The sequence below is a fragment of the Corynebacterium sp. 1103A genome (assembly GCF_055700955.1).
The window spans coordinates 63,679-82,140 of sequence record NZ_JASTTF010000008.1 but is presented as its reverse complement, the minus strand read 5'-3'; the positions used below and the strand labels follow the sequence as shown (position 1 = coordinate 82,140).

The following is an 18,462-nucleotide window of genomic DNA, read 5'->3' as shown; positions in this document are numbered from 1 at the left end:
CGTGCCTGATTTCCCCCACCTGCACCTGGCCCACCTTGCCGCTCCCCGCACCAGCGACGGCCGTCCGGTTACCCCGGGCCAGCCTGCGGTATTCACCGAACCCAGCGATGCCATCCGGACGCTGAGCTTCCTGTCGAACCTGGCCGCCCAGGAAGCCACCGGGGATCCGGCGGCCTCCATGTCCGCGGAGCTGGCGCTGCACGCGCTGTGCGGCACCCCGGAGATGCTCACTGACCTTTTCGCGGTTGTCTCCGGCCCCGTTCCCGTGGGTGAGCTCTCCCCTCTGGGCTACCCGCTGCTGGCCAGCACCGGTGAAGTCCCGAAACTCGACTACGTGGGCTTCATCCAGCTCAGCCGCCCGCAGCTCGAGGATTTGGACAACGTCGAGCTCGACTGCGTGTTGGACGCGGGCTACCTCCCTCTGCCGGGCAACCCGCTGGAGCCGGAGGCCGCGGATTTGTTGGCCTGGATGCTGGATACCGGCTGCGAGCTCGCTCAGCGCCTGGGCCGTGCCCGCGTGCTCACCGGGATGATGCACACGCCGGACGACGAGGTCCTGCCCACCTCCCTCGCGGAGGTCTTCACGCGCAGCCGGTTTAGCCGCCGGCACGCCGAGACCCAGCTGGTCACCCGCATAACGGCGGCGGGCGGCCAGGCCACCCCGGACTCCCCGGTTCTCCCGGATCTCGCGAATCTCCCAGGTCTCCCCGGCCTGCCCGAGGGTTGGCAGTTCGCTGCCTTCCACAACTACGACCTGCCCGCCGATATCGAGCCCCAGGTCGTCGAGCTTCTCACGGTAGCCTCGCAGGACGCCGACTACGGGGAGATGACCGTCAAGCCGGTAGCCTGGACTGCCGACAGGCTCGACGAGGCCCGCCGTCGTGTGCACGAGCGCCGGTCCGAGACCGTCCTCGTGGCGGCTATCGATGCCACCGGGGCCAGCCGCCGCGTGCTCAGCCTCGCCGAGTGCGGCCGCCACCACGGCGGGCACGCGGAGATAGCTGAATGGACGCTCATGGTCACCGACCGGGATTGGCGCCGCCAGGGGCTGGCCACGGCCACCGCGCGGGCCGCGCTACTTATGGCGCGAGATTTCTGGCCGGAACTTAACCGGGTCTACGGCTCCGCCGCGCTCAGCGACGTGCCCTCGCGGGCGCTGCACGCGCGCCTGGGCAGCCAGCCCATCGCCGTGACCACGGCCTGGCAGCGCGACCTGTAGTTTCGTTAGTTCCGCGGCTGGCCGGTCCCGTTGGTCTCGCCGTGGGTGCGGCGGTAGCGGGCCGCGGCCTGCTGGCGGCGGTCATCGACCAGCAGCGGGTTGCTGTCTGGGTCCACGGTGGCGCGGATGCGGTTTTGGACCTGTCCGACCTCGTCCATAGTCCCGGCCGCCGCGCGAGCGCGCTCCTGGGCCTCCTGTTGCTCCGGGCTGCGGCGCAGGGCCACCAGGCAGTAGGCGATAAAGGTTAGGCCGCAGGCGACGACCCCGCAGACGGCGCCGATGCCGACCCCGTAGTCCTGGGAGCCGCGCACCCAGAACATGAACAACGAGACCGCGAAGGCCACCGTCGCCATCATCCAGCCGGCCAGGCCGAATGCGGCCCGGCGGGTAATCAGCGTCAGGGTGGTCAGCACGCCCACACCCAGGGTCATCAGCACGGCGAAGACGTATTCCACGATGGAGATCTCCACCTCACCGGACTGCCCGGTCAGCACTTGGAAACCGCGGACCGGGCCCGCGTGCGGAAGCAGCAGGTAGGCCACGAACAGGGCCACGGCCACCCAGAGGGTGACGATATGGCCGCGTAGGTCCATCGTGCGCGCCGCGCGCTTTTCCGCCGCGGCAGCGGCCTGCTTCTCTTTGCTGTTTTCAATATAGAGCAGCGGTTCCGGCTGCTCTACTTCCGAGCTGGAGGATGGCGTTTCCGGGCGATTTGAATCAGTCACAGTCTTCGACCTTACTCGGTTTGTTTAGCAGCACCCGCCATTAGCGGATGCCGGGGTTTCGGCCGGCCGCCCCACCGACGGCAGCCCCAGGCCGACGCCAACAGGCGCCGTGGTCGGGGTCTGGCCGGCGGCCGACATGTCGCCGGCCTTGGTGCGGCGGTGGGAGCTCACCCCGGCGTCGGCCACCAGGAAGAAGGAGCCGGAATCCGTCACCGTGGTGTGCACGACGTCGCCGGGGCGGATTTCATCCCGGATGTCGTTCCCATCGCCGTCCACAGCGGCGAAGTGGACCAGGCGGCCGTCGCGGGCGCGCCCGGACAGGCGGTGGGTCTGGTCGTTCTTGCGCCCGCCGGTGGCCTGCACGAGCAGGTTCACGTCGGTGCCGACCAGCTGGGCGTTTTCCTCGGCCTGGATGGAGTCCTGCAGGGCCACCAAGCGCTCGAAGCGGTCCTGGACGACGTCCTTAGGGATTTGCTGTTCCATCTCCGCCGCCGGGGTGCCCGGCCGCGGGGAGTACTGGAACGTGAACGCGGAGCTAAACCGCGCCTTGCGCACCAGCTCCATGGTCTCCTGGAAGTCCTCCTCGGTCTCGCCCGGGAAGCCGACGATGATGTCGGTGGTGATCGCCGCGTGCGGGATCTTCTCGCGGACTTCATCCAGGATGCGGAGAAACTTCTTCGTGCGGTAGGACCGGCGCATGTCTTTGAGCACCTTGTCCGAGCCCGACTGGAGCGGCATGTGCAGCTGCGGGCAGACCGCCGGGGTCTCCGCCATGGCGTCGATGACGTCGGAGGTAAATTCCGCCGGGTGCGGGGAGGTAAAGCGCAGGCGCTCCAGGCCCTCGATCCGGCCCACCTGGCGCAAGAGCTTGGAAAACGCGTACTTGTCGCGCGGCAGTTCCGGGTCGGCGAAGTGGACGCCGTAGGCGTTGACGTTCTGGCCCAGCAGGGTCACCTCGGACACGCCCTGGTCGACCAGCGCCTGAACCTCGGCGAGGATGTCGCCGGGCCGGCGGTCCTCTTCCTTGCCGCGCAGCGAGGGCACGATGCAGAAGGTGCACGTGTTGTTGCAGCCGACGGAGATGGACACCCAACCGGAGTAGGCGGACTCGCGCTTGGCGGGCAGCACCGAGGGGAACGCCTCCAGCGCGTCGACGATTTCGATCTGCGCCTTGTCGTTGTGGCGGGCGCGCTCCAACAGCGTCGGCAGCGCGGACATGTTGTGGGTACCGAAAACAGCGTCCACCCAAGGCGCGTTGGTCAAGACGGTGTCCTTGTCCTTCTGCGCCAGACACCCGCCCACGGCGATCTGCATGCCGGGGTGGTTCTCCTTCGTCTTCTTCAGCGAACCCAGAGTACCGTAGAGACGCTTGTCGGCGTTCTCGCGCACCGCGCAGGTGTTGAAGACGATCAGATCCGGCTCCACCTCCTGCGGGGCGGCCACGTAACCGGCGTCCTCCAGGAGGCCGGAGATACGCTCCGAGTCGTGCACGTTCATCTGACAGCCGAACGTGCGCACCTCGTAGGTGCGCGGGTTTTCAGTCATGGGGTTAGTCACGCCGGTTCATTTTAATGATCAACCAGGCCATTTCATAACTGCCCGGGGCCTAGGCTTCCAGCTCGGCCTCGCGCTCGGCCAGCGCCTTCTTCGCCAGATCCAGCGAGTCAGATTCCCGGAAACCGCGGCGGGCCAGCACGCCGACGATGCGGCGTAGCGCCTTGTCCCGCTCGTGCCTATCTGCCGGCACGGCCTTCACGCCGCGCGCCTTCTTTTGCGCCAGCGACCAGGCCATCGCACGCTCGTCGGCGGCGTCAATCTGTTCCAACGCCACCTGACGCTCCTCGGCACCCACGCCCTTGCGCTGCAGCTCCTGGTCCAGCACGCGGGCGGATTTCCCGCGGGCTTGGTGGCGCTGGCGCACCCACTCGCGGGCGAAGGTGGCGTCATCGACAAGCCCCACCCGGGACAAGTCATCCAAAACGTCCGCGACGACCGCGGGGTCGAATTCGAGTTTCTCCAGACGCTGGGCGAGCTCTTGCCGCGAGCGGGAGCGCTGGTCCAGCAGCCGCAAAGCGCGCTCGCGGACCTTGGACTTGGATTCCTCGGCTTCTTTATCGAAGAGATCGGTCTCGCCGCTGCCGCGCACGTAATCGTCCAAGGCGCGCTGCAGCCGCGCGATCTTGTCCGGTGATGGCTGCGGCATCTACCTAGTCCTGGTCGTCGTCGTCAAAGTCGACGTTCGGCACCAGGCCGACCGACTCATCCGTAAGGTCATCATCGGCACCCGGCACGTCCATGGCGACTTCCTCGCCCGCGTTGGCGGCGTCGGCGCCCACGCCCAGCTTGTTGAAGATCTTCTTCTCGATCTCGTTGGCCAGGTCCTGGTTTTCCTTCAGGAAGTTGCGGGCCTTCTCCTTGCCCTGCCCCAGCTGGTCGCCCTCGTAGGTGAACCAGGAGCCGGACTTCTTGATGAAGCCGTGCTCGACGCCCAGGTCGATGATGGAGGACTCACGGGAGATGCCCTCGCCGTACATGATGTCGAACTCCGCGATCTTGAACGGCGGGGAGACCTTGTTCTTGACGATCTTCATCTTGGTGCGGTTACCGATGGCGTCCTGGCCGTCCTTCAGGGTCTGGATGCGGCGGATGTCGCAGCGCACCGAGGCGTAGAACTTCAGGGCCTTACCGCCGGTGGTCGTCTCCGGGGAGCCGAACATGACGCCGATCTTTTCACGCAGCTGGTTAATGAAGATGGCGGTCGTGCCGGAGTTGTACAACGCGCCGGTCATCTTACGCAGTGCCTGCGACATCAGGCGGGCCTGCAGGCCGACGTGGCTGTCGCCCATTTCGCCTTCGATTTCCGCCTTCGGCGTCAGCGCAGCCACGGAGTCCACCACGATGATGTCGATGGCACCGGAGCGCACCAGCATGTCCGCGATCTCCAGCGCCTGCTCACCGGTATCCGGCTGAGAGACCAGCAGGTTGTCCGTGTCCACGCCCAGCAGACGAGCGTATTCCGGGTCAAGGGCGTGCTCGGCGTCGATAAAGGCGGCAATGCCCCCGCCCTTCTGGGCCTCCGCGATGGCGTGCAGGGCCACCGTGGTCTTACCGGAAGACTCCGGGCCGTAGATCTCTACCACGCGGCCGCGCGGGAAGCCGCCGATGCCCAGCGCGATATCAATGGCGGTGTTGCCGGAGGAAATCGCCTGGATGGGCGGGCGGTTGTCATCGCCCAGGCGCATGACCGCGCCCTTGCCATAATCCTTTTCGATCATGGCCATCGCGGCGTCTAGCGCCTTCTTGCGGTCATCCGCGCTATTTCCGGTGGCTTTAGCGGACTTCTTCTTAGCAGCCATGGTTCTAACTCACCTTTTCTTTAACAAGTCTTTTGGGCTTGAGTACTTAGAGCACTTCGCGTTTATAACTCAGCGCACGGATAAACCCGCGGCCTTAACTTTTAGACTCCGCCGGCTAGCCGGTAGGTTCCCGCGCGCTGGCGTATACACCGTAGAACCTAATACCGCCGACGGACACCGCCCCCATAGTACACGCACGCCTGTTCGAATTTCGAATGCGGCACGCCGCCTGCGGATCATTTGGTCGGATAGTCCACGCCCAGTCGGCGCTCTTCCGGGACGCTGAAATCGTCACACAACCTGTCCCAGACTTTGCCCGGATCGACGCCGCGTTCGATAAGCGCGTCCGCGGTATCCCCGAGCCCGGCCAGGACATGCGAATGGGAAATCCAGGCGGCCTTTTCGGCCCCGAATTCGTCCGTAATAAGCTGGGTGTACTCCGTCAAACGCATGCCCGCCATTCTACCGCGTTATATCCGCGGTCAACCAACCCGGCGGGCGTACAGAAAGACGTTTGCCCTTCTCACTATAAGGGGCCCTAACGGGGGTACCCCTGTCCTGCATGAACACTGTTCAAAAGCGCCGGTTTCCTGCAGAATGCCAATTCGCTGCTAGGGTTTTCGGGCATGAAGAAGAATACTCTGGCCTCCGATCTGGCCTACGTGGCGGTCTTTACCGCCCTCGTCATTGTCCTCGCCTTTGTCTCCGTCCCCGTCGGCACCGCCGGCGTCCCGATCGTTTTGCAGAACGCCGCCATCATCCTGGCCGGGCTCGTCCTGGGCGGCAAGCGCGGCCTGGCCGTCGGCCTGCTCTTCCTCTTCCTCGGGCTAGCCCTGCCGGTACTGGCCGGCGGCGGCACGACGCTGCGCGCCCTGGCCGGCCCGACCGTGGGCTACATCATCGGCTACGTGATCTCCCCGTGGGTCGCCGGCTCCATCGCCTACCGCGCCCCGCGCGCCAAGGGCGCCCGCATCGGCATCTTCATCCTGGCCGGCTTCGTGGCCCTGCTCATCCAGTACGTCTGCGGCGCTATCGGCCTGATGGTCCGCTCCGGCCTCTCGCTGACCGAGGCCACCGTGGCCCAGTTCGCCTTCGTCCCGGTGGACTCCGCGAAGCTCGTCGTCGCCATCGTCATTGCGTACGGCGTGCATGCCGCCTTCCCGGATCTCATGGGCGCTACCAAGCGACGAGCAGACCGCCGTGCCAACAATTAAATTCGACCACGTCGGCGTCACCTACGACGAGACCGAGGTCCTGCGCGATATCTGCCTCGAGCTTAACGAGCACCGGATCGGCATCATCGGCGCAAACGGCGGCGGCAAGTCCACCCTGACCCGTCTTATCAACGGACTGGGTGAGCCGACCAGCGGTACGGTGACCGTCGACGGACTCGACGTCGAAGAAAACGGCAAGGAGCTGCGCAAAAAGATCGGTTTCGTATTCTCCGACGCCGAAAACCAGATCGTCATGCCGCAGGTGCGCGACGACGTCGCCTTTTCCCTGCGCCGCTTCAAGCTGTCGAAGGAGGAGCGCAACCGCCGTGTCGACGCCGCCCTCGAGCGTTTCGGGCTGACGGACCTAGCGGAGCAATCCCCGCACACCCTGTCGGGCGGGCAGAAGCAGATGCTGGCACTCGCGGCCGTACTCGTCATCGACCCCACGCTGATCCTCGCCGACGAACCCACTACCCTGCTGGACCTGCGCAACCGCGACCGCATCCGGCGCGAGTTCGCCAGCCTGGAGCAACAGCTCATCGTCGTCACGCACGACCTGGATTTCCTCAACGACTTCGACCGGGTCATCTGCGTCGACGACCACCAGGTCGCCGCCGACGGCCCGCCGGCGGAGGTCTTAGGTTTCTACCGCGACCTCATGGCGGCCCGCCCGCTCTAAGGCAAAGGAGTCAACGCTCGTGCGGCGCAAAAACATACCGCTGAATGTCTACGTCGATAAAGACACCATCGTCCACCGGCTCTCTCCCTCGGTGAAGCTGGCTATCATCATCGTCTTTATCTTGGTCACCAGCATCTTCATCAAGACCATCCCCTGGGCCCTAGCCGCGGTTATCGTAGGCGCTATCCCCTACGCCCTGGCCCAGGTCCCGCCGTCCATCATCGCCAGCCAGCTCACCCCGCCCTTGTTTATCCTCGTGCCGCTGGCGGCCTTCCAATGGTGGTCGCGCGACTTCGAGTACGCGGCAGTGATGTTCTTGACCATCTTCGCGGCGATGGAAGTCGCCTTCCTGCTCACTCTCACCTCGACGGTGGACGAGATCATGGAGTCGATGGAGCGGACCCTCGCTCCCCTGGCGCGTTTCGGCCTTCCCGTGGAGACCATCAGCTTGGCGATGTCCCTGACTATCCGACTCATCCCGCTGATGTTCGAAACCGTCGGCGAGGTCTTGGACGCCCGCAAGGCCCGCGGGGCGAACATGTCCGTGATGACCTTTGCCACCCCGGTGGTCATTCGCTCCATCCGCCGCGCCCAGGCTATGGGCGAGGCGCTGGCCGCCCGCGGCGTCGGCGATTAGCGCCCGCAACGCAGCAAGCCCCCCCCCCAGCCGCCCTGTTCGGGATGGCTGGGGGCTTGTGTCTGTCAGCGGGCGCTGATGCTAAGAACAGTAGCTAGTGCGGATTACTCACCGCGCAGCTCGCGCAGGCGGGCCTCCACGGCGTCGTTGCTGACCTCCGGTTGTGCTGCCTTGCCGGCCTCCGACTGGGCGTTGCCGCTGGTGCTCTGGCCGGACTCAATCTGCTGCTTCTTCTGGCCCGACTCGACCGGCTTGGAGTCGTTCATCTCGGCGCGGATCTGCTCCAGACGGGAGTGGCCGGCCAACTGCACGCCGGCCTGCTGGACCTCCTGCATGCGGGACTCGACGGAGTTCTCAGCCAGCTCGGCCTGCCCCAGAGCCTTGGAGTAGCGGCGCTCGATCTTGTCGCGGACGGCGTCCAGCGACGGGGTCGAGCCGTTGGACAGCTCGTTCATGCTGCTCAGCGACTCGGAGACCTTCTCCTGCATCTTAGCCTGCTCCAGCTGGCTCAGCAGCTTGGAGCGCTCCGCCACCTTCTCGCGCAGCGCCATAGCGTTGCGCTCGACGGCCTTCTTGGCCTGGTCTGCCTGCTGCAGGGCCTGGTCGTGCAGCTTCTTGGTGTCCTCGACGGACTGCTCCGCGGTCACCAGCTGCGCGGCGAAGGCCTCAGCGGCATTTTCGTACTCGACCGCCTTGGTTTCGTCGCCGTCGGCGCGGGCCTTGTCGGCCAGTTGCAGGGCCTGCTTGGTGTTGCCCTGCAGCTTCTCGATCTCGCCCAGGCGGCGGTTCAGCTGCATTTCCAGCTGGCGCTGGTTACCGATGACGGCCGCAGCCTGCTGGGACAGTTCCTGGTGCTGGCGCTGAGCGTCCTCGATGGCCTGCTCGATCTGGACCTTCGGATCGGCGTTTTCCTCAATCTTGGAGTCAAACAAAGCCATCAGGTACTTCCAGAGTTTGGAAAATGGGTTAGCCATGAGCCAAGGGCCTCTTTTCTTTAAACATATCGATTGCTCAGTAGTGCTTCGACCCACCATCGTAGCGAAAATAGCGGGCACACGCTGCCAATAGGCGGCGTCAAGGGGAGCTAAAGCTCGGAGGCAGCCGGGGCGGTCTGCGCCAGTTCTTCATCCACCGACGGCAGCGCCATGTAGCCGGCGGCCTCGATGAGTACATCGGCCACCGACACGTCGAGGGCGCCGCAGACCGCCGCGAGCATCTCGGAGGAAACCTCCTTGCGGCCGCGCTCGAGCTCGGAGAGGTAGCCCGGCGAGACGTGGGCGACCGCGGCGAGCTCGCGCAGAGTCACGGACTTGTCCGCGCGGAAAGCACGCAGGCTCAAGCCCAGGGCCTCCCGCAGCAACGGCTCGTTTAACGGCGCGGCATGGGAACGGGTGGGGGTATCCAGCAGTGCGGTAGTAGTGTTCATCACTAGTTCCAACGACTCAGTAACATACTTTGTTCCCTATCGGCGGGGAAAAATTCGAATCTTTTCCACAGCCACGGCAAGCGTCTCGGCCACTGTCCTGGTCCGAATCTCGTCTCGGGTACCCGAAAGGCCAGCAGGACCGCCCACTTGCCAGGAGCGCTGGGAGCCATCCGGGGCGGCAAGCCCCGCCCAGACCTCGCCGACCGCGTGCCCGTCCTGCGGGTCGGGCCCGGCCACGCCGGTCAAGGCCAGGCCCCAGTCGGCGCCACACCGCGCCCGCGCCCCCGCAGCCATCGCCTCCGCCACTGACGCGGAGATAACAGTGTGCTCCGCGATCAGCGCGGGGTCCACGCCGGCCAGCGTGGTCTTGAGTTCAGTGGCGTAGGTGACCAGTCCCCCGCGCAGCACCGCCGATGCCCCGGCGACCGTGGCGAGTGTGGCCGCGCCCAGCCCCGCGGTCAGGGACTCGCACCAAGCGACGGTCTCGCCGCGCTCCTTCAGCGCGGTCACCATCTCACCGGCGGCGGGGTTTGGGCCAGCAGGACTAAGCATTGTGCTTCCGGGCATCCGCCAGATACTGCACGCCCGTGACAACCGTGACGGCCATGGCAAGGAGCATGACGGTCAGCGTCGGGATATTCATCCAGTCAGGCAGCGGGCACAGATACATGGCTACAGCCAGCGACTGCAGGACGGTCTTGAGCTTACCGCCCTTGGAGGCCGGGACCACCAACCCGCGTCGCAGCATGACCATGCGCCAGATAGTGATGCCGAATTCGCGCACTAGGATGACCACGGTGATCCACCACGGCAGCACCCCGATGATATTCAGACAGACCAGCGCCGTGGTCATCAGCGCCTTGTCCGCAATCGGATCGGCAATCTTGCCAAAGTCCGTAATGAGTCCCTTAGCCCGGGCGATGTCGCCGTCGAGCTTGTCCGTAATCATCAGCAGGGCGAAGACAGCAAACGCCCACCACTGATGCTCAGCCAACACGAGCCAGGCAAAGACCGGAATGAAAAGGATTCGCAGGCTAGTCAGGATGTTGGGCAGGTTCCAATTGGAGGGCTTCTCCCCGCCGCGCTTCAAGCCCCCGCCACCGTTGTGCGCTGGGCCGGGGTTGGATGACCTAGATCCTGGTTGACTCACGCCTACAATCTTACCTGCTTTAGATAGTTTGCTTTTCTGCCACGGCCCAAACGGGGCCCCACCGGGCAATCAGCGGGGCGGACAAAGCCAAAACTCCGCGAGTTCAGGGAGCAAGTCTCACCCAGGGCTAGATCGGGGACCGATCTAGCCCGCAGGAAAACCGCCGGGGCGGACGCTAAAAAACTAAGATGACAGCATGAAGTATTTCGCCACCTTTTACGACTACGCCCCCACCAACCCGCTCGTGTCGGAGCAGCGCCCTGCCCACCGCGAATTCATCAACAGCCTGCACGAGAGGGGCCTCATTGTGGGCTCCGGCCCCCACCCGGATTCAGCCGGCGGGGCGCTCATCATCCTGCAGCTAGACGACGACGCACAGGTCGCCGACGCCATCAAGATCATGGACGACGACCCGTTCCACACCTCGGGCGTGGTCACCCGCCGCAGCTTCCGCGAGTGGAACCCCGTCACCAAGATTTTCTAGACTGCGTGTTCTCTTATCCCGGCGCCGCAGCTACACGTGCGCAACCAGATTCCCATGAGCAGCGTAGATACAGGCTTTCGAAAGATCGTGCTCGGGACGATCGGATGGGGCGGTGCGCTAGCGCACCGCCCACGATGGTCGGGTTTAAGGCAATTCGGAGCTGGCGACCTCGTCGGCCTTGCCGATGAGGTCGCCGCGCCTGTCGCGGACGATCTTGTTGCCTTCCTCGTCCCAGTCGTAGTGATTGTGTGAGACTTTGATGCCGCCTTGGGCTTCGTCGCGTTTGTTCTTCCAGATGGATGCCAACACCGTGATGACGAGCACGCCCACGATGATGATCAGCGACCAGATGGTGGAGACCTCCGGCACCGGGACGTCGTCGCCGCCGTTGATGAACGGCAGGTTGTTCTCGTGCAGGGCGTGCAGCAGCAGCTTGACGCCGATGAAGCCCAGGATGATGCCCAGGCCGTACGGCAGGTATACCAGGCGATCCAACAGGCCGTCGAGCAGGAAATACATCTGGCGCAGGCCCATCAGGGAGAAGGCGTTGGTTGTAAAAACCAAAAACGCTTCCGAGGTGATGCCGTAGATGGCCGGGATGGAGTCGAAGGCGAACATGATGTCAATCAGGCCGATGGCCACCAGCGCCACGAACAGCGGGGTCAGCGCCAGCTTGCCCTTCTTGGGGCCGGATTCCTCGCGGTGGATGAGCTTGTCGCCGTGGTAGCGCGGGGTGACGTGGATGGCCTTGCGGATCATCTTGATGACCGCCATGTCGTTCGGATCGGTCTCCGGGGCGTCGCGAACCTCGTCCACAATCAGCTTGATGGCGGTGTAGAGCAGGAAGATCGCGAACAGGTAAAACACGTCCGACCACGCGGCGATGACCGCGGCGCCCAGCAGAATGAAGACCAGGCGGAAGAGGAGTGCCAGCACGATGCCGATGAGCAGCACCTTCTGCTGGTACTTCCGCGGGATCTTGAACGCGCCCATGATCAGGGCGAAGACGAAGAGGTTGTCGACTGACAGGGCCTTCTCCGTCACGTAACCGGTGTAGTACTGCACGGCGTGCTCGTGGTCCCACAGGACCCAGATGACCACGCCGAACAGCAGCGCCAAAGCGACGTAGAAGCCGGTCCACAGACCGGATTCTTTCAGTGTGGGCTCGTGCGGGGTACGCACGTGCGAATAGAAATCAAAGACGAAAAATCCGAGAATGACTGCGCCAGTTAGCAGCCAAATCCATACGGGTACACTCATGGCACTTATCCCTCCGGTCGTTGCAGCAAAAATTGACCGGAGGTCTCCCCCGCCCGGGCACCCGGGCCGGCGCGACCGGGAGCGGGCAGTGTGTGCTGCCGCTGCCGTGTTGACGATCAGCGCCGAAGGATGGGGTACTCCCCTCCAAGACTCGCTTAATCCTACACGAGTCGGCCCGCCGGGGCCTAAAACGCCCCCGACGACGGGTTATAGGTTGCCTGTACGGTGCGGGTATCTTCCCCACCGGCAGGTGCCCCATCCGGGTTGGTTTCCGCCTCACCGGCGGCACCGGCAGCTTCCTGTTGTGCCATCTCCTCCTGCACCTCCTTGGGAGCGTCAGCCGGGTCAGCGCCCTTGATGTACCACAGCATGGTCTCGAGCTCCTCCGGCTTGGTGAGCACCTCGCGGGCCTTCGAGCCCTCCGAGGGGCCCACGACGCCGCGGGATTCCATAAGATCCATCAGGCGGCCGGCCTTGGCGAAGCCGATGCGCAGCTTGCGTTGCAGCATGGAGGTGGAGCCCAGCTGGGAAGTAACGACGAGTTCGACGGCCTCCAGGAGGTCGTCCATATCCTTTCCGATATCGTCGTCGATTTCCTTCTTCTTGCTATCCTGCTTCTCCTCGGTAACGCCCTCGGTGTAGTTCGGCTGGGCCTGTTGCTTGGCGGCATCGACCACGGACTGGACTTCCTCGTCCGTGACGAACGCGCCCTGCAGGCGCTGCGGCTTGCCGGCGCCCTGCGGGATGAACAGGGCGTCGCCCATGCCGATGAGCTTTTCCGCCCCGCCCTGGTCCAGGATGACGCGGGAGTCGGTCAGCGAGGAGGTAGCGAACGCCAGGCGGGACGGCACGTTGGTCTTGATGAGCCCCGTGACCACGTCGACGGACGGGCGCTGGGTGGCCAGGACCAGGTGGATGCCGGCCGCGCGGGCCTTCTGGGTGATGCGGACGATGGAGTCCTCGATCTCCTTCGGCGCAGTCATCATCAGGTCCGCCAGCTCGTCGACCACGCAGACGATGTACGGGTACGGACGAACGTCGCGCTGAGAGCCGGCCAGGGCCTGGTACTCGCCGGAGCGCACCTTGGCGTTGAAATCCTCGATCTTGCGCACGCGCGCGGACTTCATGTCCAGGTAGCGCTGCTCCATCTCCTCGACTAGCCACTGCAGGGCCGCCGCAGCCTTCTTCGGTTGCGTGATGATCGGGGTGATGAGGTGCGGGATGCCCTCGTACGGCGTCAGCTCGACCATCTTCGGGTCGACCAGGATGAGGCGCACCTGCTCCGGCGTCGCACGCGTGAGCAGGGAGACCAGCATAGAGTTCACGAACGCCGACTTACCGGAACCGGTAGCACCGGCCACCAGCAGGTGGGGCATCTTCTTGACCGAGGCCGAGACGAAGTCGCCCTCAATGTCCTTGCCCAGGCCGATGAGCATCGGGTCGGTCTGCGCGCGGGTCGCCGGGGCGTCGAGCACCTCCCGCAGGCGCACCATCTCGCGGTCCGGGTTCGGCACCTCGATGCCCACGGCGGACTTGCCGGGGATCGGGGTCAGCAGGCGCAGGTTGTCGGTGGCCACGGCGTAGGCCAGGTTGGATTGCAGGTTGGTTACCTTCGAGACCTTCACGCCCGGGCCCAACTCGATCTCGTAGCGGGTCACTGTCGGCCCGCGGCTAAAGCCGGTCACCTGGGCGTTAACCTTGAACTCCTCGAAGACGTCCGTGATGGCCGCGATGATGTGATCGTTGACCTCGGTGCGCTCCTTCGCCGGAGTGCCCGCGGTCAGCAGATCCGTCGTCGGCAGGTCGTAGTCGCCGTCCTCGGTCGGCGCCGGGGTCGCGGGAGCGGACGCCGCGGCGGGTGCTGCCGTCGGCTCTTCCTCGTCGGCGGCCTTCCCGCTGGCCGGATCCTGACCGGAGCGGGCGATAATCGCCTGGCGCATGGCCTCCCGCGAAGCCGAGACCGCGTCACTGGGCTTCGACTGAGCGCCAGCCGCGCCCAGCGTCGACGGCGCGCCCGCGTCCACGGTTCGCGTGGGCTCCGCTGCCCCGGCATCCTGGGAGGCTGTAAACAAGTCTTCCGGTTCCGGGGTGGCGTCGCGCACGACCGGGATCTCGCTGGTATCCGCCAGCTCGTCGCGCTGATCGGAATTGGCCCCGGCCGCGCGGCCCGGATTGTTCAAAGCAGTAGTCTCCGCCTGCGCGGCGCTCCAGGCAGAAGCCGGGGACGCGGGGGCACCTGCCGCGCCCGCAGCACCATCGGCGCCCGCGGCAGCGACGGAACCTGCGCCCGGGCCCGTCTGCGGAGCCCGCTTCGGCTTGTTGGGCAACAGGCGCCCGGTCGCCCGGCGGGCGGTGGAACGGCGCCCGGTGTTACGGCCAGCGGCGATGTCGTCGATGTGATCGCTGACCTGGCCGTAGGCGTCGTCGTCAGCATCCTCCTCCGCGGCGTCCTTGCCGCGCCGGCCGGAGATCGTGTCAACTAGCAGATCCCACGCCTCGCGCACGGTAATGCCGGTGACCTTCAGCGCGCCGTAGACGATGACCAAAAAGAGCAGGGGCACGGCCACGTAGCCCGAAAAGCCCAGGGCCAGCAGCCCGCCGGTCCAGGCGCCCACGGCGCCGCCGGCGCTCATACGGTCGCCCCACTCGGTGGGGTCGCCGGCGAAGATGTGGATTAGCCCCAGCATGGAGACCACGATGAGGGTAGTGCCGAGGATGATCCGGGGCGGGATGCCGCCCGAGGGCCCGCCGATGCGCAGCATGAGCACCAGAGCCAGGGCGACCAGGGCGACGGGCAGCACGAGCGCGCCCGCGCCGATGACGAGGTGGACCACGGTGGCAATGCCGGCACCGATGGGGCCGGCGATGTCCAGCCACACGGAGGCGCCGATCACCGCGGCCAGGCCCAGCAGGATCAGGCCAACAGCGTCCGGGTTGCCGATGGATATGCCGGCCTCCGCGGTGGACTCTTCGTTATCCAGCGCGTCGTGTTCGTCAATCTCTTCTTCCAATTTCGACCTTTTCGACGGGGTGTCCTCAGGCGTAATTTCTGACCTCTTTCTCTTGGCGCGGCGCGGCCGCTTAGAGTTCTGCTCCACCGGCGCCGCAGCGCCGTCGCTATGATCGTTACCGGCGTTGCCCTCGTCCAGCAAGTCTTCGTCGCTGGGCTTCAGGCTTGCCAGTCCCCGGCCCACGCCGCGGGCGGTGGCCGAAAACATCGCCCCCACCCCGTGCCCGACCGCACGGAAAGCGCTGCCGGTGCGAGGGTGCTCGCTCTCGGCAGCGCTGGATACCGCTAAAGTCTCGGGGGCCTTGCCACGGCCCGCCGGACGCGCCCGCTTGGCCGGCGAAGGTTTGTTGCGGCCAGGGGAGCTACTACGGCGAGACGAGGCATTCTTGACAGACATGCTTGTAACTCTAGCCGCCTATACCCCACTAATCACAGGCGCAACACACATTTCACGAACAAAAGTTGCGGTCAAGCCTACAGGCTAGATTTTACAATCGCGGACTCGGCACCCGAAATTTCCACCTGGGCGGCGTCGCGGCCGTAGACCCACAGCAGCAGCTCGGCCGGCTGCCCGGAGATAGCCACCACGGCGTCGCCGCGCTCGGCCACCCCCCGCTGGTCCGCGGCCACAATCCGTTGGCCGCCAGCCGGGTGCAGGATGACGGGCAGGCGCGACTTCTTCAGCATGAGCGGGGCGAAGCGGCGAAGCGTAGCAGTGAACTGGTCATCCACCGCGGCAGAGAAGTCTCGCGGCTCGGTCTGGCCGTTGGCACGGCGCACGTCCTCGTGGTGGATGAAGTGCTCCGCGAAGTTCGCCTGCGAGTCGAGGGGGAAGAACGGGCTCCACTTCGGCGGGCCCGCGAGCCAGGCGTTGACCAGCTCCACGTAGTCGCGCTCCTTGACCTGCTTGGTCACCTTGTCCAGGTGGCCGCTGAGCGCCGGGATGAACATACCGGCGGCCGCGTCCGGGCGGTGCTCGCGCAGCCAGAGGTGCGCGGCCATGTCGTGGGTAGTCCAGCCCTCGCACAGCGTGGCGGCGTCCGGGCCTAGGTCAATGAGAAGATCGGCTAGTCGGTTTCTTTCAGTACCGGAAAAAGACATGCTCCCCAGCATATCCCTTCACGTCTGAGAAGGGAGCTGGGGAGCATACGTAGCGGTTTAGGCGCTACAGGGATTCGCGGGCGCTGTGGACCTCGTCGTCATCAATCAGCGAACCGTCGCCCGAGGTGGGCACGATGGTCGGCAGGATGACCGGCTCACGCTTGTACTTGGAATCCATGAGCTTGGAGACCTTGCGGCGAACCTTTTGAACCATGCGGTAGGTGTCGTTTTCGCCCTCGGCGGCCAGGTCGTTCATTGTGTTCTCGACCAACTCGGCCACCTCCGGGACCACGGAGCGATCGTCGTCGCTGAAGCCGGTGGTCGCGACCGTCGGGTGCTCCATCAGGCGGGAAGTGCGGTTGTCGATAACACAGGTAATCGAGACCACGCCGCCGGAGCCGAGGTTGGTGCGATCTGCCAGCGTGTCCGCGTCGACCTCGCCCATGTTCACGCCGTCGACGTAGAGGTTGCCAACCTGGATCTGGCCCACGACCTGGGCGCGGCCGTTGTGCAGGTCGACGACGACGCCGTTCTGCGCCAGCACGACCCGGTCGCGGTCGACGCCGGTCGAAATGGCCAGCTCCTTGTTGGCGCGCAGGTGGCGCCACTCGCCGTGGACCGGCATGGCGTTCTTCGGGCGCGCGGCGTTGTAGAGGAAGAGCAGCTCGCCGCCGTAACCGTGGCCAGAGGCGTGCACCTTGGCCTCCTTGTTGGTCACGACCTCGGCGCCAATCTGCGACAGCATGTTGATGATGCCGAAGACGGCTTCCTCGTTGCCCGGGATGAGCGAGGAGGAAAAGACGATGAGATCGCCGTCGCGGACGGTGATCTGGCGGTGCTCCCGGCGGGCCATGCGCGACAGCGCGGCCATCGGCTCGCCCTGGGTACCGGTGGTAATCAGGACCGTCTTGTGCGGGGCCATCTTGGCGGCCTCGTCAATCGGCACGATGGTGCCGCGCGGGACCTTTAGGAAGCCCATCTTCTCCGCGATCTCCATGTTGCGCATCATGGAGCGGCCGTTGAAGGCGACCTTGCGGCCGGCGGCCACGGCGGCATCGATAGCCGCCTGCACGCGGTAGACGTTGGACGCGAACGAAGCGATGATGACGCGCTGGCGAGCGTTGGAAACTAGGCGCTTGAAGGTGGCCGGGATGTCGCCCTCCGAGGCGGAAACACCCGGGATGTTCGCGTTGGTCGAGTCACACAGCATCAGGTCCACGCCCTCGTCACCGTAGCGGGACAGGGCCGGCAGATCGGTCGGGCGGCCATCCAGCGGGGTCTGGTCCATCTTGATGTCGCCGGTGTGGATGATGTTGCCGGCCGGGGTGCCCAACATGATGCCCAGGGCATCCGGCACGGAGTGGTTGACAGCCCAGAAACGCGCGCGGAACGGGCCGTAGGAAACGTCCGACTTCTCGTTGACCTCAACGAACTTCGGCTTCTGGCGGTGCTCCTTGCACTTGGCCGCGATCAGCGCGATGGTGAAGCGGGAGGCGACGATCGGGATATCCGGGCGCAGCTTCAGCAGCCACGGGATAGCGCCGATGTGGTCCTCGTGCGCGTGAGTGACCACGAGGGCCTCCACCTTGTCCAGGCGGTTTTCGATCGGGCCGAAGTCCGGCAGGATGAGGTCCACGCCCGGCTCGCCCGAGGACGGGAAGAGCACGCCGCAGTCAATGATCAGCAGGCGGCCGTCGTACTCGAAGACGGTCATGTTGCGGCCGATCTCGGAGATGCCGCCCAGCGCGTAGATGCGCAGCGAGCCCTTGGCCTGCTTCGGCGGCTCGGGCAGGCGCTTGGTCAGATCCGCGCCCTGCATAGACTTGGGCACGTTACGGCGACCCCGGTTGTTGTTGCGGTTGTTCTTGCCGCCCTTACCGTTGCCGTTGTTTTTGCCATTGCCGCCGTTGTTGCCGCCCCGGCCACGGCCGCGGCCGCCGCGGGAACCACGGGAGCGGTTAGAACGGCGGTTGCCGCCGTTGTTGTTTCCGTTCCCACCGTGGTTGTCGTTGCCCTGGTCGCCGCCGTTGTTCTGATCGTTCTTGTTATCAAAATTGCCATTGTTGCCGGAAGTGTCGTTTCCAGTGTTCTGCGGGGCCTGGAATACCGGCGATGCCGCCTCGTTGGAGGCCGCTTCTTGGCCCGTCGGCGGGCCCGCCTTGCGGGTCACTTTCCGGGCGCGGTTTCGAGATTCAGTCATA

General features: G+C 65.4%; 18 protein-coding genes. 5 read left to right on the top strand and 13 right to left on the bottom strand.

What is annotated here, in order from left to right; translation table 11 throughout:
* The first annotated feature begins 1 nt into the window (after position 1).
* Entirely contained in the window at positions 2-1,219 is a 1,218-nt protein-coding gene (locus QQS52_RS07370) for a GNAT family N-acetyltransferase (protein ID WP_472773250.1), read from the top strand.
* Between the two features lie 5 nt (positions 1,220-1,224).
* On the opposite strand, the gene QQS52_RS07365 is transcribed toward QQS52_RS07370, so the two are convergent.
* From QQS52_RS07365 to QQS52_RS07345, 5 genes are all read right to left on the bottom strand, one after another.
* A complete protein-coding gene (locus QQS52_RS07365) occupies positions 1,225-1,944 on the bottom strand; it encodes an Rv2732c family membrane protein (RefSeq protein ID WP_472773249.1) in 720 nt (239 codons plus the stop codon).
* Positions 1,945-1,968: 24 nt separating this feature from the next.
* Entirely contained in the window at positions 1,969-3,489 is a 1,521-nt protein-coding gene (gene miaB, locus QQS52_RS07360; RefSeq protein WP_472773286.1) for a tRNA (N6-isopentenyl adenosine(37)-C2)-methylthiotransferase MiaB, read from the bottom strand.
* 61 nt (positions 3,490-3,550) lie between these two features.
* Positions 3,551-4,147, bottom strand: coding sequence for a regulatory protein RecX (locus tag QQS52_RS07355; RefSeq protein ID WP_472773248.1), 597 nt, complete (start codon positions 4,145-4,147; stop codon positions 3,551-3,553).
* Between the two features lie 4 nt (positions 4,148-4,151).
* Positions 4,152-5,300, bottom strand: a complete 1,149-nt coding sequence (gene recA / locus QQS52_RS07350; RefSeq protein WP_296204593.1) for a recombinase RecA — start codon at positions 5,298-5,300, stop codon at positions 4,152-4,154.
* Between the two features lie 236 nt (positions 5,301-5,536).
* Positions 5,537-5,752: a DUF3046 domain-containing protein gene (locus QQS52_RS07345; protein ID WP_472773247.1), complete on the bottom strand. Its 216-nt coding sequence runs from the start codon at positions 5,750-5,752 to the stop codon at positions 5,537-5,539.
* A 174-nt stretch (positions 5,753-5,926) separates the two neighbouring features.
* Here QQS52_RS07345 and QQS52_RS07340 point away from each other — a divergent pair, with 174 nt between their 5' ends.
* The 3 genes from QQS52_RS07340 to QQS52_RS07330 are packed head-to-tail and all read left to right on the top strand — an operon-like array spanning position 5,927 to position 7,830.
* A complete protein-coding gene (locus tag QQS52_RS07340; protein ID WP_472773246.1) occupies positions 5,927-6,514 on the top strand; it encodes a biotin transporter BioY in 588 nt (195 codons plus the stop codon).
* Positions 6,501-7,193: an energy-coupling factor ABC transporter ATP-binding protein gene (locus tag QQS52_RS07335; protein WP_472773245.1), complete on the top strand. Its 693-nt coding sequence runs from the start codon at positions 6,501-6,503 to the stop codon at positions 7,191-7,193. Before QQS52_RS07340 ends, QQS52_RS07335 begins: the two co-directional genes overlap by 14 nt.
* A gap of 19 nt (positions 7,194-7,212) precedes the next feature.
* Entirely contained in the window at positions 7,213-7,830 is a 618-nt protein-coding gene (locus QQS52_RS07330) for an energy-coupling factor transporter transmembrane component T family protein (protein ID WP_472773244.1), read from the top strand.
* Positions 7,831-7,934: 104 nt separating this feature from the next.
* Here the strand turns inward: QQS52_RS07330 and QQS52_RS07325 are convergent, their stop codons facing one another.
* From QQS52_RS07325 to pgsA, 4 genes are all read right to left on the bottom strand, one after another.
* Positions 7,935-8,804 (bottom strand): PspA/IM30 family protein, encoded by an 870-nt coding sequence (locus tag QQS52_RS07325; RefSeq protein ID WP_472773243.1) that lies wholly within the window; start codon positions 8,802-8,804, stop codon positions 7,935-7,937.
* A 110-nt stretch (positions 8,805-8,914) separates the two neighbouring features.
* A complete protein-coding gene (locus QQS52_RS07320; RefSeq protein ID WP_070768471.1) occupies positions 8,915-9,256 on the bottom strand; it encodes a helix-turn-helix domain-containing protein in 342 nt (113 codons plus the stop codon).
* A gap of 36 nt (positions 9,257-9,292) precedes the next feature.
* Complete coding sequence (locus tag QQS52_RS07315) at positions 9,293-9,808, bottom strand: CinA family protein (RefSeq protein WP_472773242.1); 516 nt, start codon at positions 9,806-9,808, stop codon at positions 9,293-9,295.
* Positions 9,801-10,346 carry a CDP-diacylglycerol--glycerol-3-phosphate 3-phosphatidyltransferase gene (gene pgsA / locus QQS52_RS07310; RefSeq protein WP_472773285.1) on the bottom strand — a complete coding sequence of 182 codons (546 nt, stop codon included), beginning with the start codon at positions 10,344-10,346 and terminating at the stop codon, positions 9,801-9,803. The genes QQS52_RS07315 and pgsA overlap by 8 nt, the downstream gene beginning before the upstream one ends.
* 256 nt (positions 10,347-10,602) lie before the next feature.
* On the opposite strand from pgsA, the gene QQS52_RS07305 reads away from it, so the two are divergent.
* Positions 10,603-10,890, top strand: coding sequence for a YciI family protein (locus QQS52_RS07305; RefSeq protein WP_472773241.1), 288 nt, complete (start codon positions 10,603-10,605; stop codon positions 10,888-10,890).
* 144 nt (positions 10,891-11,034) lie between these two features.
* Here QQS52_RS07305 and QQS52_RS07300 read toward each other — a convergent pair whose 3' ends face one another.
* The 4 genes from QQS52_RS07300 to QQS52_RS07285 all read right to left on the bottom strand — a co-directional run bounded on the left by QQS52_RS07300 (position 11,035) and on the right by QQS52_RS07285 (position 18,461).
* Positions 11,035-12,150 (bottom strand): TerC family protein, encoded by a 1,116-nt coding sequence (locus QQS52_RS07300; protein WP_472773240.1) that lies wholly within the window; start codon positions 12,148-12,150, stop codon positions 11,035-11,037.
* 185 nt (positions 12,151-12,335) lie between these two features.
* Positions 12,336-15,557, bottom strand: a complete 3,222-nt coding sequence (locus QQS52_RS07295) for a DNA translocase FtsK (RefSeq protein ID WP_472773239.1) — start codon at positions 15,555-15,557, stop codon at positions 12,336-12,338.
* Positions 15,558-15,634: 77 nt separating this feature from the next.
* Positions 15,635-16,261, bottom strand: a complete 627-nt coding sequence (locus QQS52_RS07290; RefSeq protein WP_472773238.1) for a TIGR03085 family metal-binding protein — start codon at positions 16,259-16,261, stop codon at positions 15,635-15,637.
* A 64-nt stretch (positions 16,262-16,325) separates the two neighbouring features.
* Positions 16,326-18,461, bottom strand: coding sequence for a ribonuclease J (locus QQS52_RS07285; RefSeq protein WP_472773237.1), 2,136 nt, complete (start codon positions 18,459-18,461; stop codon positions 16,326-16,328).
* Position 18,462 lies beyond the last annotated feature (1 nt).